This window comes from Hyphomicrobiales bacterium (genome assembly GCA_030688605.1).
Lineage (GTDB): Bacteria > Pseudomonadota > Alphaproteobacteria > Rhizobiales > NORP267 > JAUYJB01.
This window is the reverse complement of the sequence record JAUYJB010000006.1, coordinates 33,905-55,744: the sequence shown is the minus strand read 5'-3', so window position 1 is coordinate 55,744 and position 21,840 is coordinate 33,905. Positions and strand designations below refer to the sequence as shown.

Annotated in this window: 18 protein-coding genes; 7 read left to right on the top strand and 11 right to left on the bottom strand. The window is 66.6% G+C overall.

The window, feature by feature from the left end; genetic code table 11:
- Positions 1-341: 341 nt before the first annotated feature.
- The 5 genes from Q8P46_00955 to yajC form a co-directional block, all read right to left on the bottom strand.
- Entirely contained in the window at positions 342-1,190 is an 849-nt protein-coding gene (locus Q8P46_00955; GenBank protein MDP2618742.1) for a phytoene/squalene synthase family protein, read from the bottom strand.
- Between the two features lie 29 nt (positions 1,191-1,219).
- Entirely contained in the window at positions 1,220-1,597 is a 378-nt protein-coding gene (locus Q8P46_00950) for an MTH938/NDUFAF3 family protein (protein MDP2618741.1), read from the bottom strand.
- Positions 1,598-1,791: 194 nt separating this feature from the next.
- Positions 1,792-2,721 carry a protein translocase subunit SecF gene (gene secF / locus Q8P46_00945; GenBank protein MDP2618740.1) on the bottom strand — a complete coding sequence of 310 codons (930 nt, stop codon included), beginning with the start codon at positions 2,719-2,721 and terminating at the stop codon, positions 1,792-1,794.
- 17 nt (positions 2,722-2,738) lie between these two features.
- Positions 2,739-4,343 carry a protein translocase subunit SecD gene (gene secD / locus Q8P46_00940; GenBank protein ID MDP2618739.1) on the bottom strand — a complete coding sequence of 535 codons (1,605 nt, stop codon included), beginning with the start codon at positions 4,341-4,343 and terminating at the stop codon, positions 2,739-2,741.
- Between the two features lie 75 nt (positions 4,344-4,418).
- A complete protein-coding gene (gene yajC, locus Q8P46_00935; GenBank protein MDP2618738.1) occupies positions 4,419-4,760 on the bottom strand; it encodes a preprotein translocase subunit YajC in 342 nt (113 codons plus the stop codon).
- A 240-nt stretch (positions 4,761-5,000) separates the two neighbouring features.
- Here yajC and Q8P46_00930 point away from each other — a divergent pair, with 240 nt between their 5' ends.
- Positions 5,001-5,885: an ATP-binding protein gene (locus Q8P46_00930; GenBank protein MDP2618737.1), complete on the top strand. Its 885-nt coding sequence runs from the start codon at positions 5,001-5,003 to the stop codon at positions 5,883-5,885.
- 173 nt (positions 5,886-6,058) lie between these two features.
- Positions 6,059-6,430: a hypothetical protein gene (locus Q8P46_00925; protein ID MDP2618736.1), complete on the top strand. Its 372-nt coding sequence runs from the start codon at positions 6,059-6,061 to the stop codon at positions 6,428-6,430.
- Positions 6,431-6,613: 183 nt separating this feature from the next.
- Here the strand turns inward: Q8P46_00925 and Q8P46_00920 are convergent, their stop codons facing one another.
- The 3 genes from Q8P46_00920 to Q8P46_00910 all read right to left on the bottom strand — a co-directional run bounded on the left by Q8P46_00920 (position 6,614) and on the right by Q8P46_00910 (position 10,231).
- Entirely contained in the window at positions 6,614-7,915 is a 1,302-nt protein-coding gene (locus Q8P46_00920; protein MDP2618735.1) for a peptidoglycan DD-metalloendopeptidase family protein, read from the bottom strand.
- Between the two features lie 455 nt (positions 7,916-8,370).
- Positions 8,371-9,342, bottom strand: coding sequence for a PDR/VanB family oxidoreductase (locus Q8P46_00915; protein ID MDP2618734.1), 972 nt, complete (start codon positions 9,340-9,342; stop codon positions 8,371-8,373).
- A gap of 109 nt (positions 9,343-9,451) precedes the next feature.
- Complete coding sequence (locus Q8P46_00910; protein ID MDP2618733.1) at positions 9,452-10,231, bottom strand: SDR family oxidoreductase; 780 nt, start codon at positions 10,229-10,231, stop codon at positions 9,452-9,454.
- An 81-nt stretch (positions 10,232-10,312) separates the two neighbouring features.
- Between Q8P46_00910 and Q8P46_00905 the strand changes: the two genes are divergently transcribed.
- A complete protein-coding gene (locus Q8P46_00905; protein MDP2618732.1) occupies positions 10,313-11,302 on the top strand; it encodes a threonine/serine dehydratase in 990 nt (329 codons plus the stop codon).
- Here the strand turns inward: Q8P46_00905 and Q8P46_00900 are convergent.
- Together Q8P46_00900 and Q8P46_00895 are read right to left on the bottom strand one after the other, a co-directional pair.
- Positions 11,295-12,212 carry a hypothetical protein gene (locus Q8P46_00900; GenBank protein MDP2618731.1) on the bottom strand — a complete coding sequence of 306 codons (918 nt, stop codon included), beginning with the start codon at positions 12,210-12,212 and terminating at the stop codon, positions 11,295-11,297. The genes Q8P46_00905 and Q8P46_00900 overlap by 8 nt on opposite strands.
- Before the next feature lie 180 nt (positions 12,213-12,392).
- Positions 12,393-13,376: a dipeptide epimerase gene (locus tag Q8P46_00895; GenBank protein ID MDP2618730.1), complete on the bottom strand. Its 984-nt coding sequence runs from the start codon at positions 13,374-13,376 to the stop codon at positions 12,393-12,395.
- Positions 13,377-13,498: 122 nt separating this feature from the next.
- Between Q8P46_00895 and Q8P46_00890 the strand changes: the two genes are divergently transcribed.
- The 4 genes from Q8P46_00890 (at position 13,499) to Q8P46_00875 (ending at position 17,545) form a co-directional block, all read left to right on the top strand.
- On the top strand, positions 13,499-14,638 hold the full coding sequence (locus tag Q8P46_00890) for an ABC transporter permease (GenBank protein ID MDP2618729.1): 1,140 nt from the start codon (positions 13,499-13,501) through the stop codon (positions 14,636-14,638).
- Positions 14,639-14,641: 3 nt separating this feature from the next.
- Positions 14,642-15,427 carry an ABC transporter ATP-binding protein gene (locus Q8P46_00885; GenBank protein ID MDP2618728.1) on the top strand — a complete coding sequence of 262 codons (786 nt, stop codon included), beginning with the start codon at positions 14,642-14,644 and terminating at the stop codon, positions 15,425-15,427.
- A gap of 3 nt (positions 15,428-15,430) precedes the next feature.
- Positions 15,431-16,867: an MlaD family protein gene (locus Q8P46_00880; GenBank protein ID MDP2618727.1), complete on the top strand. Its 1,437-nt coding sequence runs from the start codon at positions 15,431-15,433 to the stop codon at positions 16,865-16,867.
- A gap of 66 nt (positions 16,868-16,933) precedes the next feature.
- Positions 16,934-17,545: an ABC-type transport auxiliary lipoprotein family protein gene (locus Q8P46_00875; protein ID MDP2618726.1), complete on the top strand. Its 612-nt coding sequence runs from the start codon at positions 16,934-16,936 to the stop codon at positions 17,543-17,545.
- 12 nt (positions 17,546-17,557) lie between these two features.
- On the opposite strand, the gene Q8P46_00870 is transcribed toward Q8P46_00875, so the two are convergent.
- A complete protein-coding gene (locus tag Q8P46_00870; protein MDP2618725.1) occupies positions 17,558-21,592 on the bottom strand; it encodes a hypothetical protein in 4,035 nt (1,344 codons plus the stop codon).
- Positions 21,593-21,840: the final 248 nt, after the last annotated feature.

Genomic DNA, 21,840 nt, shown 5'->3' with positions numbered 1-21,840 from the left:
CTATCGTATGCACACATCTCAAGTGAGCCGCCCAAGCCATTTCGAAAAAGCGAGTCTTTCCAACAAATGCGAAGGCACCGGATACTGACCGTTTCTCCTAAGGTAGGGCAGATAAGTTATTGGAATCATTGAGGTCAAAAGATGTGTGAATCCGATAGCTCTCCCCAGTGGGGAGAGGTCGGATCGAGCGCCAGGGAGAACCGGGTGAGGGGGCGCGAGTCGGCGTGAAATCGATAGGGCGAAACCCCTCACCCGCTTCGCGATCTTGACGATCGCTCGGCGAGCAGTCCCATTGGGAGAGGTGTCCAAGGCGGCGTGCACGCGACCTCTTCGTGAGAGGGTCACAGCCCGCGCCGCGCGGCGCGCCAGATGCGCCATTGCCGGCGCAGGGGATTGACCGCGATTTCCTCCTGCAGCGGATCGAGGCAGCGTTCGCTCGCCGCAAGATACGGCGCGACCAGCGCGCAAGGGGCAAAGGCCGGGCGCAGCGCCGCTGGCAGCCTGCCCGCTTCCGTGCGCGCCGCCTCGAGATGCTTGCTGGCGATGTCCCGCAATTCGCCGAGCGCCGCCGCCAGCCCGCCGCTCATTTGGCCGCCGACGACTTCCCTCGACGATAAGCCGTTGCGGGCGATCAGGTCTCGGGGCACATAGAGCTTTTCCTCGGCCGCGTGGCGGGGAAGCGCGCGCAAGAGCCAGCCGATCCCGGTCGCAACGCCTGCATGGCCCGCCGCCGTCCCTGAGCCCACGTCCGCGCCGCGGGAAAGGATCAGGCAGGAAAGTTGGATGACGGCGCCGAACGTATCGCCGAGATAGCCCTCGAGCTCCGTCATCGAGGCGATCGGGTCGTCGTAGAGATCGAAGATGCGCGCATTGATCAGGTTCTGGAAGGCGTCAAGCGGCAGCTTTCCGGCCGCGATCGCCGGCTTGAGCGCCTGCAGCACCGGATGGCCGGCGCTCTCGCCGCCTTCGCCCCGGTAAAGCACGGCGATGGCGTCGCGCCACCATTGCAGGCGGATCTCGCCGGCCAAGGGCTCGCTGATCTTGGCGCGGACGCCGCAAAGCTCCGCATCGAACGCGTAGAGCGCCATTAGCTCCTCGCGCGGCCCGCGCGGCGCCAGCAGCGCCGCCAGATAGCGGTCGCGGTCCGCCGCCCGCGCCAGATCGGCGCAATGGTCGTATGTCCCGCTCATGGAGGTACGATATGGGGGCGCGGTCGGCCTCAGTCCACGGCGATCAGCGCCGCGGCGATCATGCGGCGCTCCGCCAGCAGCACGTTGTAGGTGCGCGCCGCGGCGCCGGTGTCCATGGTTTCGACCGCAATGCCCTTGACCCGCAGCGCCGCCCGCGCGGCTTCCGGAAGCGCGCCGATCTCGGTGCCGGTTCCGATCAGCAACAGGTCGATCTGCTCCGCTTCCTCCAGGACGCGCTCAAGATCGCCCTCCTTGAGTGTCCGGAAATCCGCCACCTCCCAGGCATAGACGCCGGACGGAACGATCAGGATCGAGCCGCGGTGCGACATGTCGGCGAAGCGGAAGCCGCCATTGCCATAGGCGTCGATCGGCGGCAGGCCGGGAAAATGGGGCGTGTCTTGGGGCATGGCGTTGCGTGACTAAAGCACAGTGAAAACTGGGCGAACCGCATGCATGGATAAAGGGCTATAATAGCCTTCTCCCGCTTGGCGGGGGAGAAAGCAAAATCAAGTCGTTAGCCGAGCGCAGCGAGGCCCAGAGCGAGTTGTGCGTCAATCCAAAATCATCCCGGTCAAATGGTTTCCTATAACCATGAACCGCTCTAGACGCTGGCGCCCGCGGTCACCCCGCTCCAGTCACGCTTGACGCCGAGCACCATCAGGATCGGCGAGGCGATGAAAATCGACGAATAGGTGCCGACCACCACGCCCCAGATCATCGCGAAGGTGAAGCCGCGGATCACCTCGCCGCCGAAGATGTAGAGCGAGAACAGGGCGATCAGCGTCGTCACCGAGGTCAGCAGCGTGCGCGACAGGGTCTGGTTGATCGACTTGTCGAGCAGTTCCTGCAGCGCCATGCGCTTGTAGCGGCGCAGATTCTCCCGGTGCCGGTCATAGACCACGACCGTGTCGTTCAACGAATAGCCGACGATGGTCAGGATCGCGGCGATGATCGACAGGTTGAACTCCAACTGCAGCACCGAGAAGACGCCGAGCGTCAGCACCACGTCGTGGATCGTCGCCACGACGGCGCCGATGGCGAACTGCCATTCGAAGCGGAACCAGATATAGATCAGGACGGCGATGAGCGCGACGACGACGGCGATGGTCCCCGTCTGCACCAGCTCGCCGGAGACTTTCGGCCCGACCACTTCGACGCGCCGGTATTCGACGCTGTCGCCGAGCGCCTGCTTCACCTTATCGATGACGGTCTGCTGGGCCGCCTCGCCGCCCTGCTGCTGCTCGACCCGGATCAACACCTCGTTCGGCGCCCCGAACTCCTGAATCTCGATGTCGCCGAGCCCGAGCCCGCCGAGTGTCGAGCGCAGACCGCCAAGGTCCGCCTGCTCCGTCTTGGTCTGGATCTCGATCAGCGTGCCGCCGCGGAAATCGATGCCGTAGTTGAGGCCGAGGACCAAGAACAGCGCCAGCGACAGGACGGACGCCGCGGCGGACACCGCATAGCTGATGGTGCGCAACCGAATGAAGGCGATTTGCGTCTCGTCGGGCAAGAATCGGATCGGTTTGAACATGAAGCCTCTTCTCCCCTTCAGATCGGCACCGTGGACGGGCGCGTCTGCTTGAGCCAGGTGGCAACGATCAGCCGGGTCAGGGTAAAGGCGGTGAACACCGTGGTGACGATGCCGATGGCCAGCGTCACCGCGAAGCCGCGGATCGGGCCGGAGCCGAGCTGGAACAGGATCACGGCGGCGATGAAGGTCGTGATATTGGCGTCGAGGATGGTCCCCAGCGCCCGGGTGAAGCCGGCGTCGATCGAGGCGATCGCCGATTTGCCGGAGCGCAGCTCCTCGCGGATGCGCTCGAAGATCAGCACGTTGGAATCGACCGCCATGCCGACGGTGAGCACGATGCCGGCGATGCCGGGCAGCGTCAGCGTCGCCTGCAGCATCGACAGAGCGCCGACGATCAGGGACAGGTTGGCGAACAGCGCCACATTGGCGAAGATTCCGAACAGCCCGTAGGCGACGACCATGAAGACGATGACGGCCACGGTGCCGATGATCGCGGCGATCTTGCCGGCTTCGATGGAATCGGCGCCGAGTCCCGGCCCCACGGTGCGCTCCTCGACGATGGTCAGTTTCGCCGGTAGCGCGCCGGCGCGCAGCAGAATCGAAAGATCGTTCGCCTCCTCGACCGTGAAGTTGCCGGAAATCTGACCGGTCCCGCCGAGGATCGGCTCGCGGATCACCGGCGCGCTGATCACCTGGCCGTCGAGCACGATGGCGAAGGGCCGGCCGACATTCTGCTGGGTGGTGACGCCGAAGCGCTTGGCCCCCTGGGTGTCGAAGCGGAAGGTGACGATCGGCTCGTTGGTGCGCTGGTCGAAGCCGGGCTGGGCGTCGACCAGGTTTTCGCCGGCGACGATCTCGCGCGTCTCCAGGAGATAGGGTTGCGGCGGCTGGTCCTGCGAATAGACGATCTCGGAGCCCGGCGGCACCCGCGTCTCCATCGCCTGCTGCGGCGTGATCGACAGATCGACGAGGCGGAACACGAGCTTCGCCGTCTTGCCGACAAGGTCCTTGACCCGCTCCGGGTTCTGCTCGCCCGGCACCTGGACCAGGATGCGGTCGGCGCCCTGCCGCTGGATCGTCGGCTCGGTGGTGCCGAGCTGGTCGATGCGCCGCCGAATCACCTCGATCGACTGCTCGACCACCAGGGCGATGCGGCGCTGGACGCCCTCCTCGGTCAGGCGCAGGGTCAGCCCCTCCGGCGCGTCCTCGATGGCCACCTCGGAGACCTGGTTTCCGGTCAGGAACGAGCCGGCCACGGGCGCCGCCAGGTCGCGCAGCGCGCGGCGCGCGGCGTCGCGGTCCTCTGGGCTCAGGCGGACGTCGATGCTCTGGTCTTCGCGCTTCAGGAAATTGCGGTTCTGAATCCTCGCCGTCCGCAGCGTGCTGCGCACGTCGTCGCGCAGATTCTTCAGCCGCGAGTCGATCACCGACGCGGTGTCGACCTCCCACAGCAGATGCACGCCGCCCTGCAGGTCGAGGCCGAGCACGAGCTGCTTGTGCGGCAGCCAGCTCGGGATCCAGCCGAGCTCCCGCACCGGCACGAAATTGGGCAGCGAGAACAGGATCCCGGCCGCGCCGACGAGCAGGATCAGGACCGCCTTCCAGCGGGCAAAATGCAGCATGTCTCAGTTTCCGCCTGTTCGGCCTGTTCGAGGTCTAGAGCGGTTCCCGGTTATAGGGAACCGCTCCAAACCCACTCATTCCTTTTTCGGGCCGTCCGCGATCGGCTCGCCGCGCGCGCGCACCTCGGCGATCATCGAGCGCACCACGCGCACCCGCACCCCCTCGGCGATCTCGACCTGGATCTCGCGGTCGTCGATGACCTTGTTGATCTTGCCGACCAGGCCGCCGCTGGTCACCACCGTGTCGCCGCGGCGCAGCGAGGAGACCATTTCGCGATGCTCCTTAACCCGCTTCTGCTGCGGACGAAAGATCAGGAACCACATGACCACGAAGATCAGGACGAAGGGCAGAAGCTGAACGATGAAGCCGCCGGAGTCTCCGCCCAGGCCCTGAGCAAAAGCCGGTGTAATGAGCATCCAATTCTCCCCAAGATGGCGCAATGCGACGCCGCGCCTGCGGCCTGCCGTCGGCGCGCGGGCGTCCCGGATCGGGCGGCGCGACTATAGCGATGGCAACCGGATTTGCAAACCGTAGCGAACCGCCGTTGCGCGGCCCGCGGGCGCCATTGCGGGTGCTGTTGCGGGCGCGGGCGCGCGTGCTAGTGTGCGCCGGCGCGATAGACCCCGTTCCCGCCTTGCTGTCGAACGAGCATCCCGATGACGGATAAGGAGAAATCAGAGCTGGCGCCGCTCCTTCAGCGTCTCGCCGATGCGCTCGAGCGGCTCGCCCCGGCGGCCCTGGCCGAGGTCGATTTCGAGGCCGCCGACGCCTTTGCGTGGGTCGCCGACCGCGCCCACTTGCAGCCGGTGGCGGCGGTCAACCGGCTGCCCTTGAAGCTGTTGCGCGGCATCGACCGGATGCGCGACATCCTGATGGACAATACCGAGCGGTTCGCCCGCGGCCTGCCGGCCAACAACGCGCTTCTGTGGGGCGCCCGCGGCATGGGCAAGAGCTCGCTGGTCAAGGCGGTCCATGCCGAGGTCAATCACGAGCTTGCGAAAGAAGAAGGCGCCAAGCCGTTGAAACTCCTCGAAATCCACCGCGAGGACATCGAGTCCCTGCCGGTGCTGTTGGGCCTGCTGCGGCCGCAGCCGTTCCGCTTCCTCGTCTTCTGCGACGACCTGTCCTTCGACAAGGAGGACACCTCCTACAAGTCCTTGAAGGCGCTGCTCGAAGGCGGCATCGAGGGCCGGCCGCGCAACGTCATCTTCTACGCCACCTCGAACCGCCGCCACATGATGCCGCGCGACATGATGGAGAACGAGCGTTCAACCGCCATCAACCCGTCGGAAGCCGTCGAGGAGAAGGTGTCGCTGTCCGACCGCTTCGGCCTGTGGATCGGCTTTCACCGCTGCAGCCAGGACGAATATCTGGCCATGGTCGAGGCCTATGCCGCTCACTATAGCCTCGACCTGGATAAGCCGACCCTGCGCGCGGAGGCGCTCGAATGGGCGGCCACGCGCGGCGCCCGCTCCGGCCGCGTCGCCTGGCAATATATCCAGGATCTTGCCGGCCGCCTCCGCACCGTCATCGACGCCTGAGCCACGATCGCCGCGGAAGGCGCGGGCGAAAGCCCGCTTGCCCGTGAGCGATAAGCGGCACGACAGCCCGAACCGGCAGGGCTCAATTTTGCCAATGCCCGTCAATGGTGGCAAGCTCGACCAAACTCGTTGCTCATCGGGTGGATGTCGGATATCGACTCAGGGCAATCGAGATGTCGGAGGAGACGATGGTAAGGTTGCTGGCCGGCATCGTTCTGTGTGTCATTCTCGGGGCATTGGCGCAGGCGCAGGAATCGGCATCGGAAACCTTTTCCTGCGAAGAGTCCTTCGGACCGGGCTTCACGCCAGGCGAAGTGCCCTATAGCTGCTGCTATCCGGGCACGGTGCCGGTGCCGGGCGAAAATCGTTGCGCATCGCCGGGCAGTGCCGATGCCGCGCCGCAAAAGCAGCTGCAGCCGGTTCCGCCCCCGTCTAGCGGTCAGGGACAGCAATGCATCGCAACCGGACAGGTCTGCGTCCTCAACGGCACTCCCTGTTGTTCGGGCAGCTGTTCGGGAAACTTCCCAAATACATATTGTCAGTAACCGGTTGGCGGCAGCGATTGCGACCAGCGTGGGTCGATCAGGCCGGCGATCATCTTCGAGGTTGTCGTGGCTGGGCCTTTCGCCCCGGAGCCTACCAACCTCGGTCGAGTGGCAGGCCAGCAGCGAGCTCAGGCTCTCCCAAAGGAGGGGCGTGCGCCCCTTCTCCTCTGCCCTACAGTCTTATCAGCCGGTCTCGTCGAGATATTGCAGCGGATCGACCGGCTTCGAGCCCTTGCGCAGCTCGAAATGCAGCTGCGGCTGGGTGACGTTGCCGGACTGCCCGGCCTTGGCGATGACCTGGCCGCGGCGCACCTGCTCGCCGCGGGTGACCAGCGTCTGGCTGTTATGGGCGTAGGCCGAAACCCAGTCGTCGGCGTGGCGGATCAGGATCAGATTGCCAAAGCCCTTGAGCTCGTTGCCGACATAGGCGACGACGCCGCTCTCGCTCGCCTTGACCGAGGTACCCTCGGGCACGGCGACGTTGATGCCGTCGTTCTTGGCGCCGTTGGGCCGCGATCCGAATGGCGAGATCACCCGGCCGCGCACCGGCCAGCGGAACTTGCCGACGCTCATCGCCTGCGGCTCCGGCAGCGTCCCGGTACCGACGTTTTTCGGCTCTGGCCGCGTCAGCTCCGCCGTCCGCGTTGGCCTCAGATTCGGGCGCGGCGTCGGCAGCGGAACAATCCGGTTCCCCCGGCCCGACGCCGGCAGCGGTTCGAGCGACGCTGATTGGCGCGTTTCGTAGCGCGTTTCCGGGTATGGACGGGCGCGCGGCGCGGGTTCGCCCGCGTCGTTGGCGAAATTCGACGCGGTCGCCGTCCTGACTGGCGCCGCGGATGGGATTTCAAGGCGCTGCCCGACAGTGAGCCGGTCGGCGGAGGCCAGCCGGTTGTGTCGCGCGATGTCGCTGGCGCCGAGGGCATTGTCGCGGGCGATCCCGTAAAGCGTCTCGCCGGGGCGAACGACGTGGACGCGCATGGCCTCGGCGGCCGGCCGATCGGCGGCGCCGAACGTAACCGGGTCCCCAGGGCGCCAGTTAATCGGCGGGATCAGGATGTTCTGGCCCGGATGCAGATCCTCCGGCCGCTGCATGTCGTTGGCCGCCATGATCGCGCGCGCCGAGACGCCGTGGCGCCGCGACAGGCTGTAGATGGTGTCGCCGCTGCCGGCCCTGACGACGGAAAAGCCGTTTCCGGCGGCAAGCGGAATGTCGCGCCTTTCGACCGGCGCCGGCGTGGTCGCCGCAGGCGCCCTGCCCGCGATCTGCCGTGGCGGCATCGGCGGCATCGGCCTGGTCGCCGCGGCCCTCGGGGAGATATTTTGCTCCGGGATCGGGGCCACCGAACCGGTCACCTCGGGATGCGAGAAAAAAGGTTGGCTGAGACGGGTCACTTCCGAGCTGCACGCCGCGCTCAAGGAAAGCGCGCCGACAATCGCGGTAATCCGCGCCGCCCGCGCGATCGATGTTGGAAAGAACTCACACATGAACCTGACTCACGCTCACCGAAACGGCACGCCCCCCAAGGGCTCAAGCTAGCCACGGTTGGGTAAACAAGGCTTTAAGAACTCGGCTAAATCTCGATCTCTCCGGCCCGGAGGTCCGTGCACCGGCGGCGGAACCGCACTGACCCGCGCGCCGCCATGCCTCCCTTCCCTCGACGGTGAGGCCGGCCCGTCGGGGCCAGGATGACAACAAAAGGCGGGGAGCGCCCGCAGGGCGCGACACGAACATATGAAGATCCGTTGCCGGGTCGAGCCCGGCAATGGCAAGAGAAGGAGTGAGGGCACCACCCTTGCCCCCGCCTTTCCGGCGAGGGCGGGCATCCATTGACCGGGGCCACGGATGATCCGATCGATCATTTGCTCAGGCATTGGCAAGGTGAGCCGCCAATGGGTCCCCGACTGCTCAGGGACGACGACACGCTCCGTCGGCGCGGATCTTAAAGATCGAGGATCAGCTTTTCGCCCGGCAGGGCGCGCGAGATGCAGACCTGGATCAGGGTGTTGGCCGCCTTCTCGTCGTCATCGAGGACCTCGTCGCGGTGGTCGGCCTTGCCGCCGAGGAGGGAAACCTGGCAGGTGCCGCAATAGCCCTCCTCGCAGACCTTGATGACCGCGATCCCGTTATCGTTGAGAACCTCCAGGATGGTCTTGTCGGCGGGAACGGTGAGCGTCAGGCCGCTTTGGGCAAGCTCGATCTCGAAGGGCTCGTTGGCGCGCGCCCTTACCTCGGCGCGTTCGTGGTCGCTGAGCGCGCTGGAGAACAGCTCGTAATGCACCACCTTGTCGGGCCAGTGGCGGGCGGCCTCGCGGGCGGCCCTGAGCAGGCCCGCCGGACCGCAGAGATAAAGATGCGTATTGTCCGGGCGCTCGGCCAGCGTCGCCTTAAGGTCGATGCCCTTCTTCGGGTCGCCGCCATCGTGATGGAAGCTGACGGCATCGCCGAAGATCTCCTTGACCTCGTCGAGGAAGGCCGTCTCTTCGACCGACTTGGTGCAATAGTCGAGCTTGAACGGCACCTCGCCGCGGCTGAGCGCATGGCCCATGGCGAGCATCGGGGTAATGCCGATGCCGCCGGCGATGAGATGATGCCGGCCGGCGCTGGGGTCGAGCGGGAAATTGTTGATGGGTCCTGAGGCTTTCAGCATGTCGCCGACCTTGACCTCGTCGTGCATCCAGGTCGAGCCGCCGCCCTTCGGTTCGCGCAGGACCGCGGTGACGTAGCGGCTCGAGTCCGCCGGATCTCCGGCCAGCGAATAGGAGCGCGTCAGCCCGTTGCCGGTGAAAATGTTGATATGGGCGCCGGCCTCGAAAGGGGGCAGGCTGCCGCCGTCCGTGGCGACGAACGCGAACCTCTTGATCTGCGGCGCGAGCTTGTCGATCGCTGCAACTTTGAGGTCGAGATCGGGCATTGCGGCGCTTGCAACCTTTCTGTTTTCTCCGAGCGCGCGGTTTCCTCCGCGCGGGCGGTGCCATATTTGTCGCACCGGCGCGCGATTGGCAAGCCGGGTGGCCAGCGCGCTAGAAGGCGCTCTTGAACAGGCCGCCGTCGATGAGGATGTTCTGGCCGGTGATGTAGCCGGCATGCGCGCTGCACAGGAAGGCGCAGGCGCGGCCGAACTCCCCCGGGTCGCCGAAGCGGCCGGCCGGCACCTCCCGGGCGCGCTCGCGGGCGACCTCTTCGGCGCTCCTGCCCTGCAGCCGCGCTTGGGCCGGAAAGCCCGCGCGCAGCCGCTCGGTGTCGAACATGCCGGGCAGGAGATTGTTGATGGTGACGTTGCGGTCGGCGACGGTGCGGCAGATGCCGGCGAGAAACGCCGTCAGCCCGGCGCGCGCGCCGGAAGACAAGTCGAGGCCGGCAAGCGGCATCTTGACCGAGATGGAGGTGATGTTGACGATGCGCCCGAAGCCGCGCTCGGCCATGCCGTCGAGCGTGCGCTGGATGAGCTCGATCGGCGTGATCATGTTCATGATCACCCCGTCGATCATGGCCTCGCGGTCAAGCTCGCGAAAGTCGCGGCGCGGCGGGCCGGCATTGTTGTTGACCAGGATGTCGGGCTCCGGGCAGGCGGCGATGAGCGCCTCCTGGCCGGCGCGCGTGCCGATGTCGGCCGTGACCGGCGTCACCGGCACCTTGAAGCGGTCGGCAATCTCCGCCGCGGTCTCGGCGAGTGTCGCCTCGTCGCGGCCATTGACGACAACCGCGACGCCGGCTTCCGCCAGCGCCATGGCGCAGCCGCGGCCGAGCCCCTTGCTGGAAGCACAGACGATGGCCTTGCGGCCGCCGATGCCAAGATCCATGCTCGATCGCTCCCCGTCAGCTCGTGTGGGGGCCAACTTATGGCGGCGGTGGCCGCAAGCCAAGCTTGGGGGTGGTGGGCCATGCAGGCCTTGCCTGACTTTGACGATGTCCTGAAGGCGCAGGCGCGGATCGCCAGACAGGCGTCGCACACGCCGCTTGTCGAATTTGTCGAACTCAACGCCCGCGCCGGACGCCGGGTGCTGCTCAAGCTGGAGAACCTGCAACGCACGGGCTCGTTCAAGTTTCGCGGCGCCTACAACCTGGTGAGCGAGATTGCCGCCGCCGAGCCCGGAAGGCCGGTCGTCGCCTATTCCTCCGGCAACCATGCCCAGGCCGTTGCCGCGGCGGCCGCTCTCTGCGGGCTCGAGGCGACCATCGTCATGCCCGCCGACGCCCCGGCGATCAAGCGCGAGCGCACCGCTCGATATGGCGCCGGGATTGTCCTTTACGACCGGCTCACCGAGGACCGCGAAGCCATCGCAAGACGCATCGCGGAGGAGCGGGACGCGGCCATCGTGCCGCCCTACGACCATCCGCGCATCATCGCCGGCCAGGGGACCGTGGGGCTGGAACTCGCCGAGGAGGCCGAACGGCAAGGCGTCGCGCTTTCACAGGTGCTGGTTCCGGCGAGCGGCGGCGGATTGATCGCCGGCATTGCGCTGGCCATGGCCGCGCGCGTCCCGGAGGCCCGCATCTACGCGGTGGAGCCGGCCGGCTTCGACGATCTTGCCCGCTCGCTGAAGAGCGGCCGGCGCGAACGAAACGCCGCGGCCGGCGGCTCGATCTGCGACGCGCTCTTGGTCCGGACCCCGGGCGAGATGACGTTCAAGATCAATCGGCGCCTGCTCGCGGGCGGTCTGGCGGTCACCGATGAGGAGGTGCGGGCTGCGGTCGGATTTGGCTTTAACGAGCTGAAGCTGGTGCTGGAGCCGAGCGGCGCGGCGGGCCTGGCCGCGCTGCTCGCCGGCAAGGTCGAGGTCCAGGGCGGCGACATTGCGGTGGTCCTCACCAGCGGCAATGTCGATCCCGGCCTGTTCGCGGCCATCATCGCTGGTGAACGGCCTAGCTGAACAGCGCCGTCTTATGGGCCTGGGAAAGGCGGTCGAGGTCGGGATTTTCGTTCAGCTCTTCGTCGCCGGGATCCTCCGCCGGCGACGGGTCCGCGGATCGTGCGGCTTCCGCCTCGGCGCCCACCTGCGGCGCCTCGCCGCGCCCCGGGGCGGCGGCAGGGGCGTCGGGAGATCCGGCACCCGCCAGGCGCATCGCCGCCCTGAGGTCGGTGGCAAGGCGCGCGAACAGTTCGAGGCTTTCCTCCGCGGCCGGTCGCGACTCCTGCGCCGCCGCTTCCGCCGGTGCCCGGCGCATACGGCCCGCGCCCTTGTCGAGGCCCCAGACCTCGGCGAGGCGGCCGAGCCGCTTCTCGATGGCATTGAACGCGGCGATCGCCGCGCCGATGCGCCGGCTCGCCAGGTCCTGGAACGCGCAGGCCGTATAGATGTCGGTGGCGCGGGCGTCGAGCGCGTCGCACGACTTGGGGGCCAGGCCCTTTTCGCGCAGCTTCCAGGAGATCTCCTGGATGTCCTCGGTGGCGGCGAGAATGTCGGACGTCGCCTTTTCCGCCCAGCCGATAATGGAATCGAATTCGCCGCCGCCAATGTCGGATCCCGTCTCCTTGGCCGCCGGAATCGCGGCAATGTCGCGACGCGCACGGGCAACCGCCGTGGCGATCTCCATGATGTCGCGGCTGAGGTGGCTCAGCTCGGCCGGCGGGTGGCGGTCCTGCTGGGCGAGCTGCAGCCTGCGGACGGACTCGAGCAGCGCGCCGGTGTCGAGGCTGCGGTTGCGCCGGGCGAATTCGGCGAGGAAGGCGCGCCCGCGCGTGGTTTCCCTGACCGCTGTCTCGATCGCCTCGTATTCCGCCTCGTCCAACGCGGCCGCGGCTTCGGACCTGTTCTGCGTCACCTGCCTCAATCCCGTCATGGCGGCCGCCAACCGCGACCCGCCGCATTCATCCGGCAGATTGTCGCTGATTCGTTGGGGCTTCGTTAAGATTCTATGACGGTGGCTGAAAAACTGATGGATTTGCGCCAAACGACAGGTGCCGCGGGGCTGCCGCGAACATGGCGCCGATCCGGGAAATTGCCATTCCCGACCGACCTTCTAGCCCCACAACGATGCCTCTGGGGGATGGACGAGGCTGTCCTCGTAGCGCAGGCCGGGGGGGCGGTCGCGGGCGAGCAGCAGTGGCCCGTCGAGATCGACGATCCTGGCGCGCTGGGCGACCAGCGTGGCCGGCGCCATGGCAAGCGACGTTCCCACCATGCAGCCGACCATGAACGGCAGGCTGGCTGCCTCCGCGGCCGCGGCGAGCGCCAGCGCCTCGGTGAGGCCGCCCGTCTTGTCGAGCTTGATGTTGATGCCGTCATAACGGCCGGCAACCCGGGCAAGGTCTGCGCGGGTATGCACGCTTTCATCGGCATAGACCGGAACGACCCTTTGAATCTCGGCAAGCGCACCGTCGTCGGCGGCGGCAAGCGGCTGTTCGATCATCTCGACGCCGGCGCGCGCGCAGGCCCCCATCAGCGGCGCGAGCCGGTCCTTGCGCCAGGCCTCGTTGGCATCGACGATGAGCCGGGCTTCGGGCGCGGCGGCGCGTATCGCGGCAAGGCGCGCCTCGTCGCCGTCGCCGCCGAGCTTGACCTTGATCAGCGGGCGATGCGCCGCCCGCCGCGCCGCTTCGGCCATCGCCTCCGGCGCGGCCAGGCCGATCGTGTAGGCGGTGGTCAGCGGTCCCGGCTCCGACAGGCCGGCGAGTTCCCAGACGCGCTTACCGGCGCGTTTGGCGTCCAGGTCCCAGAAAGCGCAGTCGAGCGCGTTGCGCGCGGCGCCCGCCGGCAGCAATCGTTGCAGCTCGGCGCGTCCGGCACCCGCCGCAATCTCCCCGGCCAGCGCCTCGATGGCCGCCAGAACCCCGGCAACGCTTTCGCCATAGCGGGCATAGGGCAGGCATTCGCCGCGGCCAACAATGTCACCCTCGCGAATCTCGGCAACAACCACATGCGTCGCGGTGCGGGGGCCGCGGGAGGTGGCATAGCCGCCGACCACCGGCCATTGTTCGGCATGGACGCGCAAGGTCGGGGTCATGGGCCCAATCTCATTACCGGAGACGTGCGCGAACGGCATGAAATCGCAACGCCAATCCGGCTTGCTTTACCGGCCCGGTTCGTGCACACCGGATCAAGGGCGGATAGGTTCGGGACCGAGCAATGAGCGAGTTGAACGACTCCGCGCTTGATTGCCATGTCGAGGAATCCCGCGTGCATCTCGAGCCGCGCGGGCGCTGGACCGTGAACACGCTTGCCGGCCTGGAGCGCAGAATTTCCGGCATCGAGGTGCCCTCGGACGCGCAGCGAATCGACATCGATCTGGCGGCGCTGAAGGAGCTCGACACCGCCGGCGCCTGGCTGCTGGTGCGCAGCGTCGGTAGTTGGCGCGCGGGCGGACTCAAGACCGTCTACAGCAACATCTCGGACAAGCACAGGGTGCTGCTGGAGGAAGTCGCCGAGCATCCGCCGCAAGAGCTCCCGCCGCCCGAACGGGTGAGCTCGCTCGTCCGTCTGCTCGACGACACCGGCCACGCGGTGACCGGTGCCGGAGAGGACGTGGTGCGGGTGCTCGCCTTCCTCGGCGCCGCCGTCTCGGCCCTGGGCCGGGCGGTCGCCAGGCCGGCGCGGCTGCGCTTTACCTCGGTCGTCCATCACATGGAGCATACCGGGCTCCGCGCTGTCGGCATCATCGGTCTGATGTCGTTCCTGATCGGCGGTATCATCGCCCAGCAGGGGGCGTTCCAGTTGCGCCGCTTCGGCGCCGAGCTGTTCGCGGTCGATCTGGTCGGCATCCTGGTTCTGCGTGAACTTGGCGTGCTGATGACGGCGATCATGTTCGCGGGCCGCTCCGGCTCCGCCTTCACCGCCGAGCTCGGCAGCATGAAGATGCGCGAGGAAATCGACGCCATGCGGATCATCGGTCTCGACCCGATCGAGACCCTGATCGTGCCGCGGCTCGTCGCTTTGATCTTGACCTTGCCGATGGTCACCTTCATGGCCGACATGCTGGGGCTGGTCGGCGCTGGCATGGTCGCCAAATATTATATCGGGATGAGCCCGACCGCGTTCCTCGAGCGGCTGCGCGAAGGCATCGGCATGAACACCTTCCTGGTCGGGTTGTTCAAGGCGCCGTTCATGGCGCTGGTCATCGGTCTGATCTCCTGCGTCGAGGGGCTGAAGGTCACCGGCAGCGCCGAATCGCTCGGCCGGCAGACCACCGCGTCGGTGGTCAAGTCGATCTTCATGGTCATCGTTCTCGACGCCCTGTTCGCGATGTTCCTGTCGGCGGTGAGTTGGTAGGCGATGGGCAAGACCAACGGAACGGGACCCAAGGAGGTGGTGATCCGCGTGCGCGGGTTGACGGTCGGCTTCGGCACGCAGGTGGTGCTCAAGGACCTCGTGCTCGATGTCTATCGCGGCGAGGTGCTGGGCGTCGTCGGCGCCTCGGGATCGGGCAAGTCGGTGCTGCTCAGATCGATCGTCGGCCTGTTGCCGCGCTGGGCCGGCACGGTGGAGGTGTTCGGCCAGGATCCGGGCAAGCTCAGCAGTCAGGAGCGGACCGCGGTCGAGCGGCGCTGGGGCGTGTTGTTCCAGGATGGCGCCCTTTTCTCCTCGCTGACCGTGGCACAGAACATTCAGGTGCCGATGCGCGAGCATCTCAAACTGCCGCAGAAGATGATGGACGAACTGGCGGCGCTGAAACTGTCCATGGTCGGACTGCCGCTCGACGCCGGCGCCAAATATCCGGCCGAGCTTTCCGGCGGCATGCGCAAGCGCGCCGGGCTTGCCCGTGCCCTGGCGCTCGACCCGGAAATCGTCTTTCTCGACGAGCCGACCTCCGGGCTCGACCCTATCGGCGCCGCCGATTTCGACGACCTTGTGGGGAAATTGCAACAGACTCTCGGTCTGACCGTCTTTATGGTGACACACGACCTCGACTCTCTATATGCCATTTGCGACCGAATCGCGGTACTCGGCGACGGTCACGTCCTGGTCAGCGGCGATCTGAAGACGATGTTGGCCTTCGAGCATCCCTGGGTCGCCGCCTATTTCAAGGGGCCGCGCTCGCGTGGCGCGGTCGAGGCTTAGGCCATGGAAACCAAGGCCAACCACATACTGGTCGGGATCTTCACGGTCATCGTGGGGGCGCTGGGATTCGGCTTTATCTACTGGCTGGCGCGGTTCGAGGAGGCCGCCGGCGAAGAGCCGATCATCATCGTCTTCGAAGAGGCGGTGACGGGGCTGACCGCGGGCGGCGATGTGCTGTTCAACGGCATTAAGGTCGGCGAGGTCGCCAGGCTTGCGGTGGACCCGGACGATCCGAAGCGGGTCCGCACCCTGGTCCATGTGCAGACGGGAACGCCGGTGAAGCCCGATACCGTCGCCCGGCTCGAACTCCAGGGGCTCACTGGCGTCGCCGTGGTACAGCTTCTCGGCGGCTCGCCGGGGGCGGAGACGATCGGCGTCGGTCCCGAGGGCGAGATCCCCGTCATCATTGCCGAACCGAGCCAATTGAAGAAGCTGCTCGATACCGTCAGCGACATCGCCGAGAAGGGCTCAAGCCTGTTTGCGCGGCTCGACCGGGTGCTGGGCACCAATGAAGAAGCGATTGACAACTCGCTCGCCAATGTCGAGAAATTTACCGAAACGCTGGCCGCCAATTCCGAGCGCTTCGACAGCTTCATGCGCGACGTTAGCGCCTTCGCCAGCCGGCTCGACGGCATGTCCGAGGGCCTCGACGAGCTGGTCAAGGGCATCAACTCCCTCATCGGCGAGGGCGGCGGCGAGATGATGAAGAACATCGGCTCCACCTTCCAGCGGATCGATGCGTTCCTGGCCGAAAACGAGGCGCCGCTCAAGGAGACGATCAAGAATATCGACACCTTCTCCAGCACGCTGGCGAGCAATACCGAAGAGTTCGACAAATTCATGAAGGACGCCAGCGAGCTGGCGACCCGGCTGAACTCCGTCTCGGTCAAGCTGGAAGCCGTTGTCACCCGGGCCGATACGCTGCTCGGCGAGGAGGGCAGCGGCCTAGTCAAGGACGCCAGATCCGCCTTCTCGCGGATCGACAGCTTCCTGGCGGAAAATTCGGAGTCTTTCGGCAAGACGATCAAGAACGCCGAGACGTTCACCACCGTTCTGTCGGAGAATTCCGAACAGGTGGGCAATCTGATCACCGACGCCAATGCCTTGGCGCAGAAGCTCAACAAGGTGGGAGACGACATCGACAAGCTTGTCGCCCGGGTCAGCGGCATGGTGGAGACGGACGCCGCCGGCTTCCTGACCGATGCGCGCGAGGCGGCGGCGACCTTCCGCCAGCTTGCCGCCGACCTCAGCGAGCAGCTGGGCACGGCGACCGAAGGCATCGAGCGGGCCACCGGCCGCGGCGTGCGGGAGCTGGAAAGCTTTCTCGCCGAAGGGCGGACGACGTTTCGCACCATCCAGTCCTTTGTCGAACGCATGGAGCGCAACCCGCAGCGCTTCCTCTCCGGGCGTTCGCAGGTTCCGGAATACACTCCCCGCTGAGGGAAATCTGCCGGGGTTGTCGCAAACAGAGTGTCGCAAACAAAACTCTTGGGGGGTGTCGCGAGAATGTTGCGGTTGCGGCGTGACTTCGGGATTGTCTTACTGTCCGTGCAGCTCGGCGGCTGCGCGGCGCTCGGTCTGCTCGGACCGCCGCCGCCGCCGCCGACCACCTACGATCTGAGCGCCCGCGCGGACGTCCGCCACGCCGCCGAGATCACGGCGCGTCTCGGCGTGCGCATTCCCAACGCCATCCAGCTGTTCGACAGCGAGCGGATCGTTATCCGGCCGCAGACGGGGCTTGCCGCCTATTACGCCGATGCCCAATGGACCGACCGCCTGCCGCGGCTGGTCGAAGCGCGGCTCATCGAGGCGTTCAATGCGGCAGGCGTGCGCACCGTCACGCGAATGACGGACGGGCTCACGGTCGACTATCAGCTGTTGAGCGAGGTGCGCGATTTCAGCGTCAGCAATGCCGCGGGCGATCATAAGGCCCGCGTCAGCCTCTATGTCCAGCTGGTCTCGGACAAGGAGGGGCGCACCCTCACCGGCCGCGATTTCACCGCCACGGCCCCCGTCGCCGGCGGCGACGGCGACGCGGCGGCCGGCGTTGCCGCGCTCAATGACGCGTTCTCCCAGGTGCTGGTCAGCGTCGTGCGCTGGACCCTGGCGAAAATCTAGAGCGGTTCCCGATCAGTCGAAGCGGCCGCTGGCATGGGCGAGCATGATATAGACCTTGCCGGTGTCCGACGTCAGGTAGGTCTGGGTCAGAATGTTGTCGCGATCGTTGCGCGACACGCTCTCGATCAGCTGCTCGAACTCCCTGACATAGCGGTCGACGGTGTCGCGGAACTCGGGATCGGCTTGATACTTGCTCCGGATCTCGTCGAAATTGCGCTGCCCGCGCAGCGTATAGAGCCGGCGGGTGAAGACGCCGCGCTCGCCGCGCCGATAGCGCTCCCACAATTCGCCGGGCGCGTCGTGATCGATGGCCCGGGCGAGATCGACGCTGAGCGAGTTCAGCGACTCAACCACATGCAGGGGCGAGCGGCCCGATTCGCCATTCGCCGCCCTCCCCCGCTCGGCCGCCGGGGCAGCGGCGCGCGCGGGAGCGGCCGGCGCTGGCGGCGCAGGCGGCGATGACGCGCGACCGCGTTCATCGCCCGTCTCTTCGGCTTCGCTGACGCGGGCGAGCAGATCGGGAAGGTTCCATTTGCCGCCCAGCTTGTCGCTCAGCTTGTCACTCAGTTTTTCGCCGCCGCGTTGCGCCGCAGGGGCCGGCTTGCGCGGAAGAGTGGCGCCGTTGCCGGTGTCCGAGGCGCGGGAAGCGGGCGCCGAACCGGCTCGATCGGAACGGGCAGGCGCCTGGCGGGCTGGCGGCTCCTCGGCGGCGGACGCCCGCTGCTCGGGAGCCGACACGTCGAGCCCCTTGCCGTGCCGCGACACGATGTCGGACAGTTCGTCGACGGCGCGCAGCTGTTCGGCAATCATGCGGCGCATGGCGACGGTGGTCTCCGCCGCCTCGGCCGGCAACTCAAGCACGCCGCGGCGCAGCTCGGCGCGCGTCGCCTCCAGGTCGCGACCGATCTGGCTGGAGGCCGCCTGCACCTGCTCGGTCATCTCCGAGAAGCGGTCACGGGCCTCCGCCAGCATGGCTTGGATCTCGCCCCTGAGCTCGGCATAACCGCCGCGCATGGATTCCAGCGCGCGACGCGATTCCTCGTCCGTCGTCTCCTTCAAGCGCTCGAATTCGACGCGGATCTGCTCCGAGGAATGCGATGCGTTCTCGCCCAGGAGGAAGCCGATCTCGCGCGCGGTGCGCTCGGCGGTGATCAGCGATTCCTCCACCATTCCAGTGAAGCTGCGCATCATCTCGTTGACTTCTTCCGCCTTTTCGCTCAGCGACCGGGTCACCGAGAGCAGCGCCTGGTGGCGGGAATGCATCGTGGAGTCCAGCGTCTCGCTGGAGTGGCCCACCGCGTCGGTGGCCTCGCGCAGCGCCCGGGCCTGCTCCTCGAAACGCGAGGCGAGCGACGCTACGTCGGTGAGAATGACGCCGGAAATGTTCTGCAGGGTGTTGATCTGCCCGTCGATGCGCTCGCTGGTGGTCGCGGTCTCGACGGAGGCCGAATCGATCGCCGTGCGGAAGTCCTCGACGCGGGCGGAAAGCCCCCGTTCGACCTTTACAAGACTATCTCCGGTCACCGAGAGGATCTCGCGCAGGGTGTCGTTGGCGCCGGTGATGCGCCGCAGGATTTGCTCGAAATCGCCGGCCATCTGTTGATTGGTCACGGTGACCGATTCGACCAGTTGATGGCCGCTGCTGCTCAACAGCTTGGCGATCGCGTCGCCGGACTCGGTCAGCATCTCGCTGATCTGCTGGCCCTGCGAGGACACCTTCTCGACGATGGCGGCGCCCGCCGCGGCGAGGGTCTTGGCGGCCTCGCCGCTCTTGGCCGCGATGGCCCGCTCGATTGTCGTGCCGGCGCTCTCGACGGCCTGGGCGATCAGCCGGCTGCGTTGCTCCAGGGTCTGCACCACCTCGCTGCCGCGTTCCCCCAATTGGCTGACCAGACCGACCGCGCGCTGGTTGACGAGTTCGTCCATGGCCCGGATCTGCGTTTCCAGATGCGTGCTGATCTCGCTGCTGCGGGTCGACAGGGACGAATCAAACTCGCGCATCCGATCCGACAGTTTCGTTTCCACTTCGTCCAACTGCGCCGACATATCCGCCTGGCGGCGGCTCAGGCCTTCGGTGATCTCCCGCGACCGCGCGGCGAAGGTGTCTTCGAGCTCGGAAGCCTTGGCGGTGATCGATTCGACCACCGACCCGGCGCCGCCGGACAGCGTCGTGTCGAGACGGCTCAAATGATCGCCCAAGAGATTGGTGAGCTCGGTGGTCTTTGTGGTGATCGATTCGAGCACCGATTCGGCGCGGCTGGACAGCGACGCATCGAGACGGCCCACATGCTGGCTCAACAGATCGTTGAGGTCGGAGGCCCTGGCGGTAATCGATTCGAGCACCGACTCGGCGCGGCTGGACAGCGACGCTTCGAGACGGTTGATATGCTTGTCCAACAATTCGCTGAGATCGCCAGTCTTGTCGGTGAACCGCTCGGCGATCTCGCGGCCGCGGACGTTGAGCGTCTCCTCGATGGAGCCGAGGCGCTGCTGCAGCGTCGCATCGATCTCCACGCTCTGATTGACCAGCTCCCTGAGCACCGCGCCGGCGCGGCTGGCGACATTCTCGCTGAGCTCGGTGCCGCGCTTGGTGAAAATCTCTTCAATCCGCGCCGACTGCGACGACAAGGTGTCGCCGATTTCCTGAATGCGCGTATCCAACGCCGTATTGACGTCGTGAAGGCGGGTCGACAGCGTCGTGCTGAAGTTGCCCATGTGGTTGGCAAGAGCTTTGTCCAGGCTGGAAGTGCCCGTGGCAATGGCCTCGGAGATACTGGCCGCGCGCACCGACAGAAGTTCTTCCAAACTTGTCCCCTGGCTGCTCAGTATCTCCGCCATTGCCGTCTTGCCCTCGTCCAGGACGGTTTCGATCTGCGTCGTTACGGACCCCACGGTTTCGCCCATTTCGACGCTTTTCGCCGACAGCGATTCGACGAAGTCGGCGCCGCGGCTCATCAGCATCTCGCTGAGCGATTCGCCGGTCGCAGTCAACGCCGAAGTGAAATGGGAGGTGTGGCTCTGGATGGTGTCGGAAATCTTGTCGCCGACATCACTGAGGGCGGCTGAAATCTGGTCCGTGGCACCGGCGAGATCCTCGTTCAGCCCCTCGTGCGTATGGGCGATCTCCTCGCGCAGGCGCGCCGCATTCGCGGCAATGGCCTCGCGCTCGGCGACCAGTTCATCGATCAGGCCGCGGATGCGGATTTCATTGTCTCCGTAGGAGCGCTCGAGCGCCGCCACCTGGCTTTGCACCAGCACCTCCAACTCGCCGGCGCGCGCCACCGCCCGCTCGACGCCGTCGCCCATGGCCGCGACCTCGCGGCGGATCGCCTGCCCGACCGAGTTGACCGCCTCGGTTGCCACATTCTCGGGCTCGGCAAGGCCGACCGCGACCTCGCTCATCGAGGCGGCCATCAGCCGCAATTCCTGGGCTCGCCAGATGAGCAGCGCCAGGGTGAAGAAGAACAGGATCGGAACGACGATGAGGATGGTCAGCGCGACGAGCGGCGGCGTGCGCAGGAAGCTCTCGAAACCGGACAAGGCCGCGAACTCGGAGCCGAACATCGCCGACCCGTAACCGATGCCGCCTAAAAGCCAGGCCGCGGATATGCCGAGCGCCCCCCAGAAGGGCGATTTCGACGGCCGGCGCTGCAGGCCGTAAAGCAGTCTGCCGACTGCGACGCGGTCGTCATTGGCCGGCGGCTTCGGCCGCGGCGGCTGGTTTTCCCGTTCCGGCGGCGGCGCCGGCGCGCCGGCCGCGCTGGCGGCCGTCGCCGAGGTCTTGCCGGGCTTGAAATGCTTGCGGGCCTCCGCGTCATCGCCGGTGTCCAGGTCGTCGCCGGGCTGCCGCACGGCCGCCTCGATGGCCCGTTCCAGCGACAGCGCCGCCCGGTCCAGATCGTCGCCGTCGTCGGTCGCTACGGCCTGCGCCGCCGACTTGTCGGTCTGCGTCTCGGCTTTGCCAGTCTTGGGCTTCCGCGATGCGGCGTCAGACTTGTCCGCGCTCGCCGCGCCCTTGTTTGCCGCCTTGGTCGAATGTTGCGCCATAGCCATACTCGTCCCGCCGCTTTCAGGTACTTGTACTGGTTTGGACATACGCTGACCGCCCCCTCTTGAGGGGGGAACTTCCCTGCCGCATCTGTTTCATCACAGAGGCCAAGCCCATCTATTGCCGTGCATCCTGCGGCCGAATGCCGGGGCCTCACTCGCATTGGCCGACGTTCGGTGCCGTTACCGTGGGCATCGTATCGGGAAGAAACAGGCGAGAAAACATAAAATTTACGGAATCGCTTAAT

What these genes read in the sequence shown, in the direction of transcription:
- Q8P46_00910 (MDP2618733.1), bottom strand. Translation starts at nt 10,231, where the DNA reads ATGGATCTTGGCATCGGCGGCCGCAAGGCCATCGTCTGTGCTTCCAGC.
- Q8P46_00885 (MDP2618728.1), top strand. Translation starts at nt 14,642, where the DNA reads ATGGGCAAGACCAACGGAACGGGACCCAAGGAGGTGGTGATCCGCGTG.
- secF (MDP2618740.1), bottom strand. Translation starts at nt 2,721, where the DNA reads ATGTTCAAACCGATCCGATTCTTGCCCGACGAGACGCAAATCGCCTTC.
- secD (MDP2618739.1), bottom strand. Translation starts at nt 4,343, where the DNA reads ATGCTGCATTTTGCCCGCTGGAAGGCGGTCCTGATCCTGCTCGTCGGC.
- Q8P46_00930 (MDP2618737.1), top strand. Translation starts at nt 5,001, where the DNA reads ATGACGGATAAGGAGAAATCAGAGCTGGCGCCGCTCCTTCAGCGTCTC.
- Q8P46_00920 (MDP2618735.1), bottom strand. Translation starts at nt 7,915, where the DNA reads ATGTGTGAGTTCTTTCCAACATCGATCGCGCGGGCGGCGCGGATTACC.
- Q8P46_00895 (MDP2618730.1), bottom strand. Translation starts at nt 13,376, where the DNA reads ATGACCCCGACCTTGCGCGTCCATGCCGAACAATGGCCGGTGGTCGGC.
- Q8P46_00900 (MDP2618731.1), bottom strand. Translation starts at nt 12,212, where the DNA reads ATGACGGGATTGAGGCAGGTGACGCAGAACAGGTCCGAAGCCGCGGCC.
- Q8P46_00905 (MDP2618732.1), top strand. Translation starts at nt 10,313, where the DNA reads ATGCAGGCCTTGCCTGACTTTGACGATGTCCTGAAGGCGCAGGCGCGG.
- Q8P46_00955 (MDP2618742.1), bottom strand. Translation starts at nt 1,190, where the DNA reads ATGAGCGGGACATACGACCATTGCGCCGATCTGGCGCGGGCGGCGGAC.
- Q8P46_00890 (MDP2618729.1), top strand. Translation starts at nt 13,499, where the DNA reads ATGAGCGAGTTGAACGACTCCGCGCTTGATTGCCATGTCGAGGAATCC.
- Q8P46_00875 (MDP2618726.1), top strand. Translation starts at nt 16,934, where the DNA reads ATGTTGCGGTTGCGGCGTGACTTCGGGATTGTCTTACTGTCCGTGCAG.
- Q8P46_00925 (MDP2618736.1), top strand. Translation starts at nt 6,059, where the DNA reads ATGTCGGAGGAGACGATGGTAAGGTTGCTGGCCGGCATCGTTCTGTGT.
- yajC (MDP2618738.1), bottom strand. Translation starts at nt 4,760, where the DNA reads ATGCTCATTACACCGGCTTTTGCTCAGGGCCTGGGCGGAGACTCCGGC.
- Q8P46_00915 (MDP2618734.1), bottom strand. Translation starts at nt 9,342, where the DNA reads ATGCCCGATCTCGACCTCAAAGTTGCAGCGATCGACAAGCTCGCGCCG.
- Q8P46_00950 (MDP2618741.1), bottom strand. Translation starts at nt 1,597, where the DNA reads ATGCCCCAAGACACGCCCCATTTTCCCGGCCTGCCGCCGATCGACGCC.
- Q8P46_00880 (MDP2618727.1), top strand. Translation starts at nt 15,431, where the DNA reads ATGGAAACCAAGGCCAACCACATACTGGTCGGGATCTTCACGGTCATC.
- Q8P46_00870 (MDP2618725.1), bottom strand. Translation starts at nt 21,592, where the DNA reads ATGGCGCAACATTCGACCAAGGCGGCAAACAAGGGCGCGGCGAGCGCG.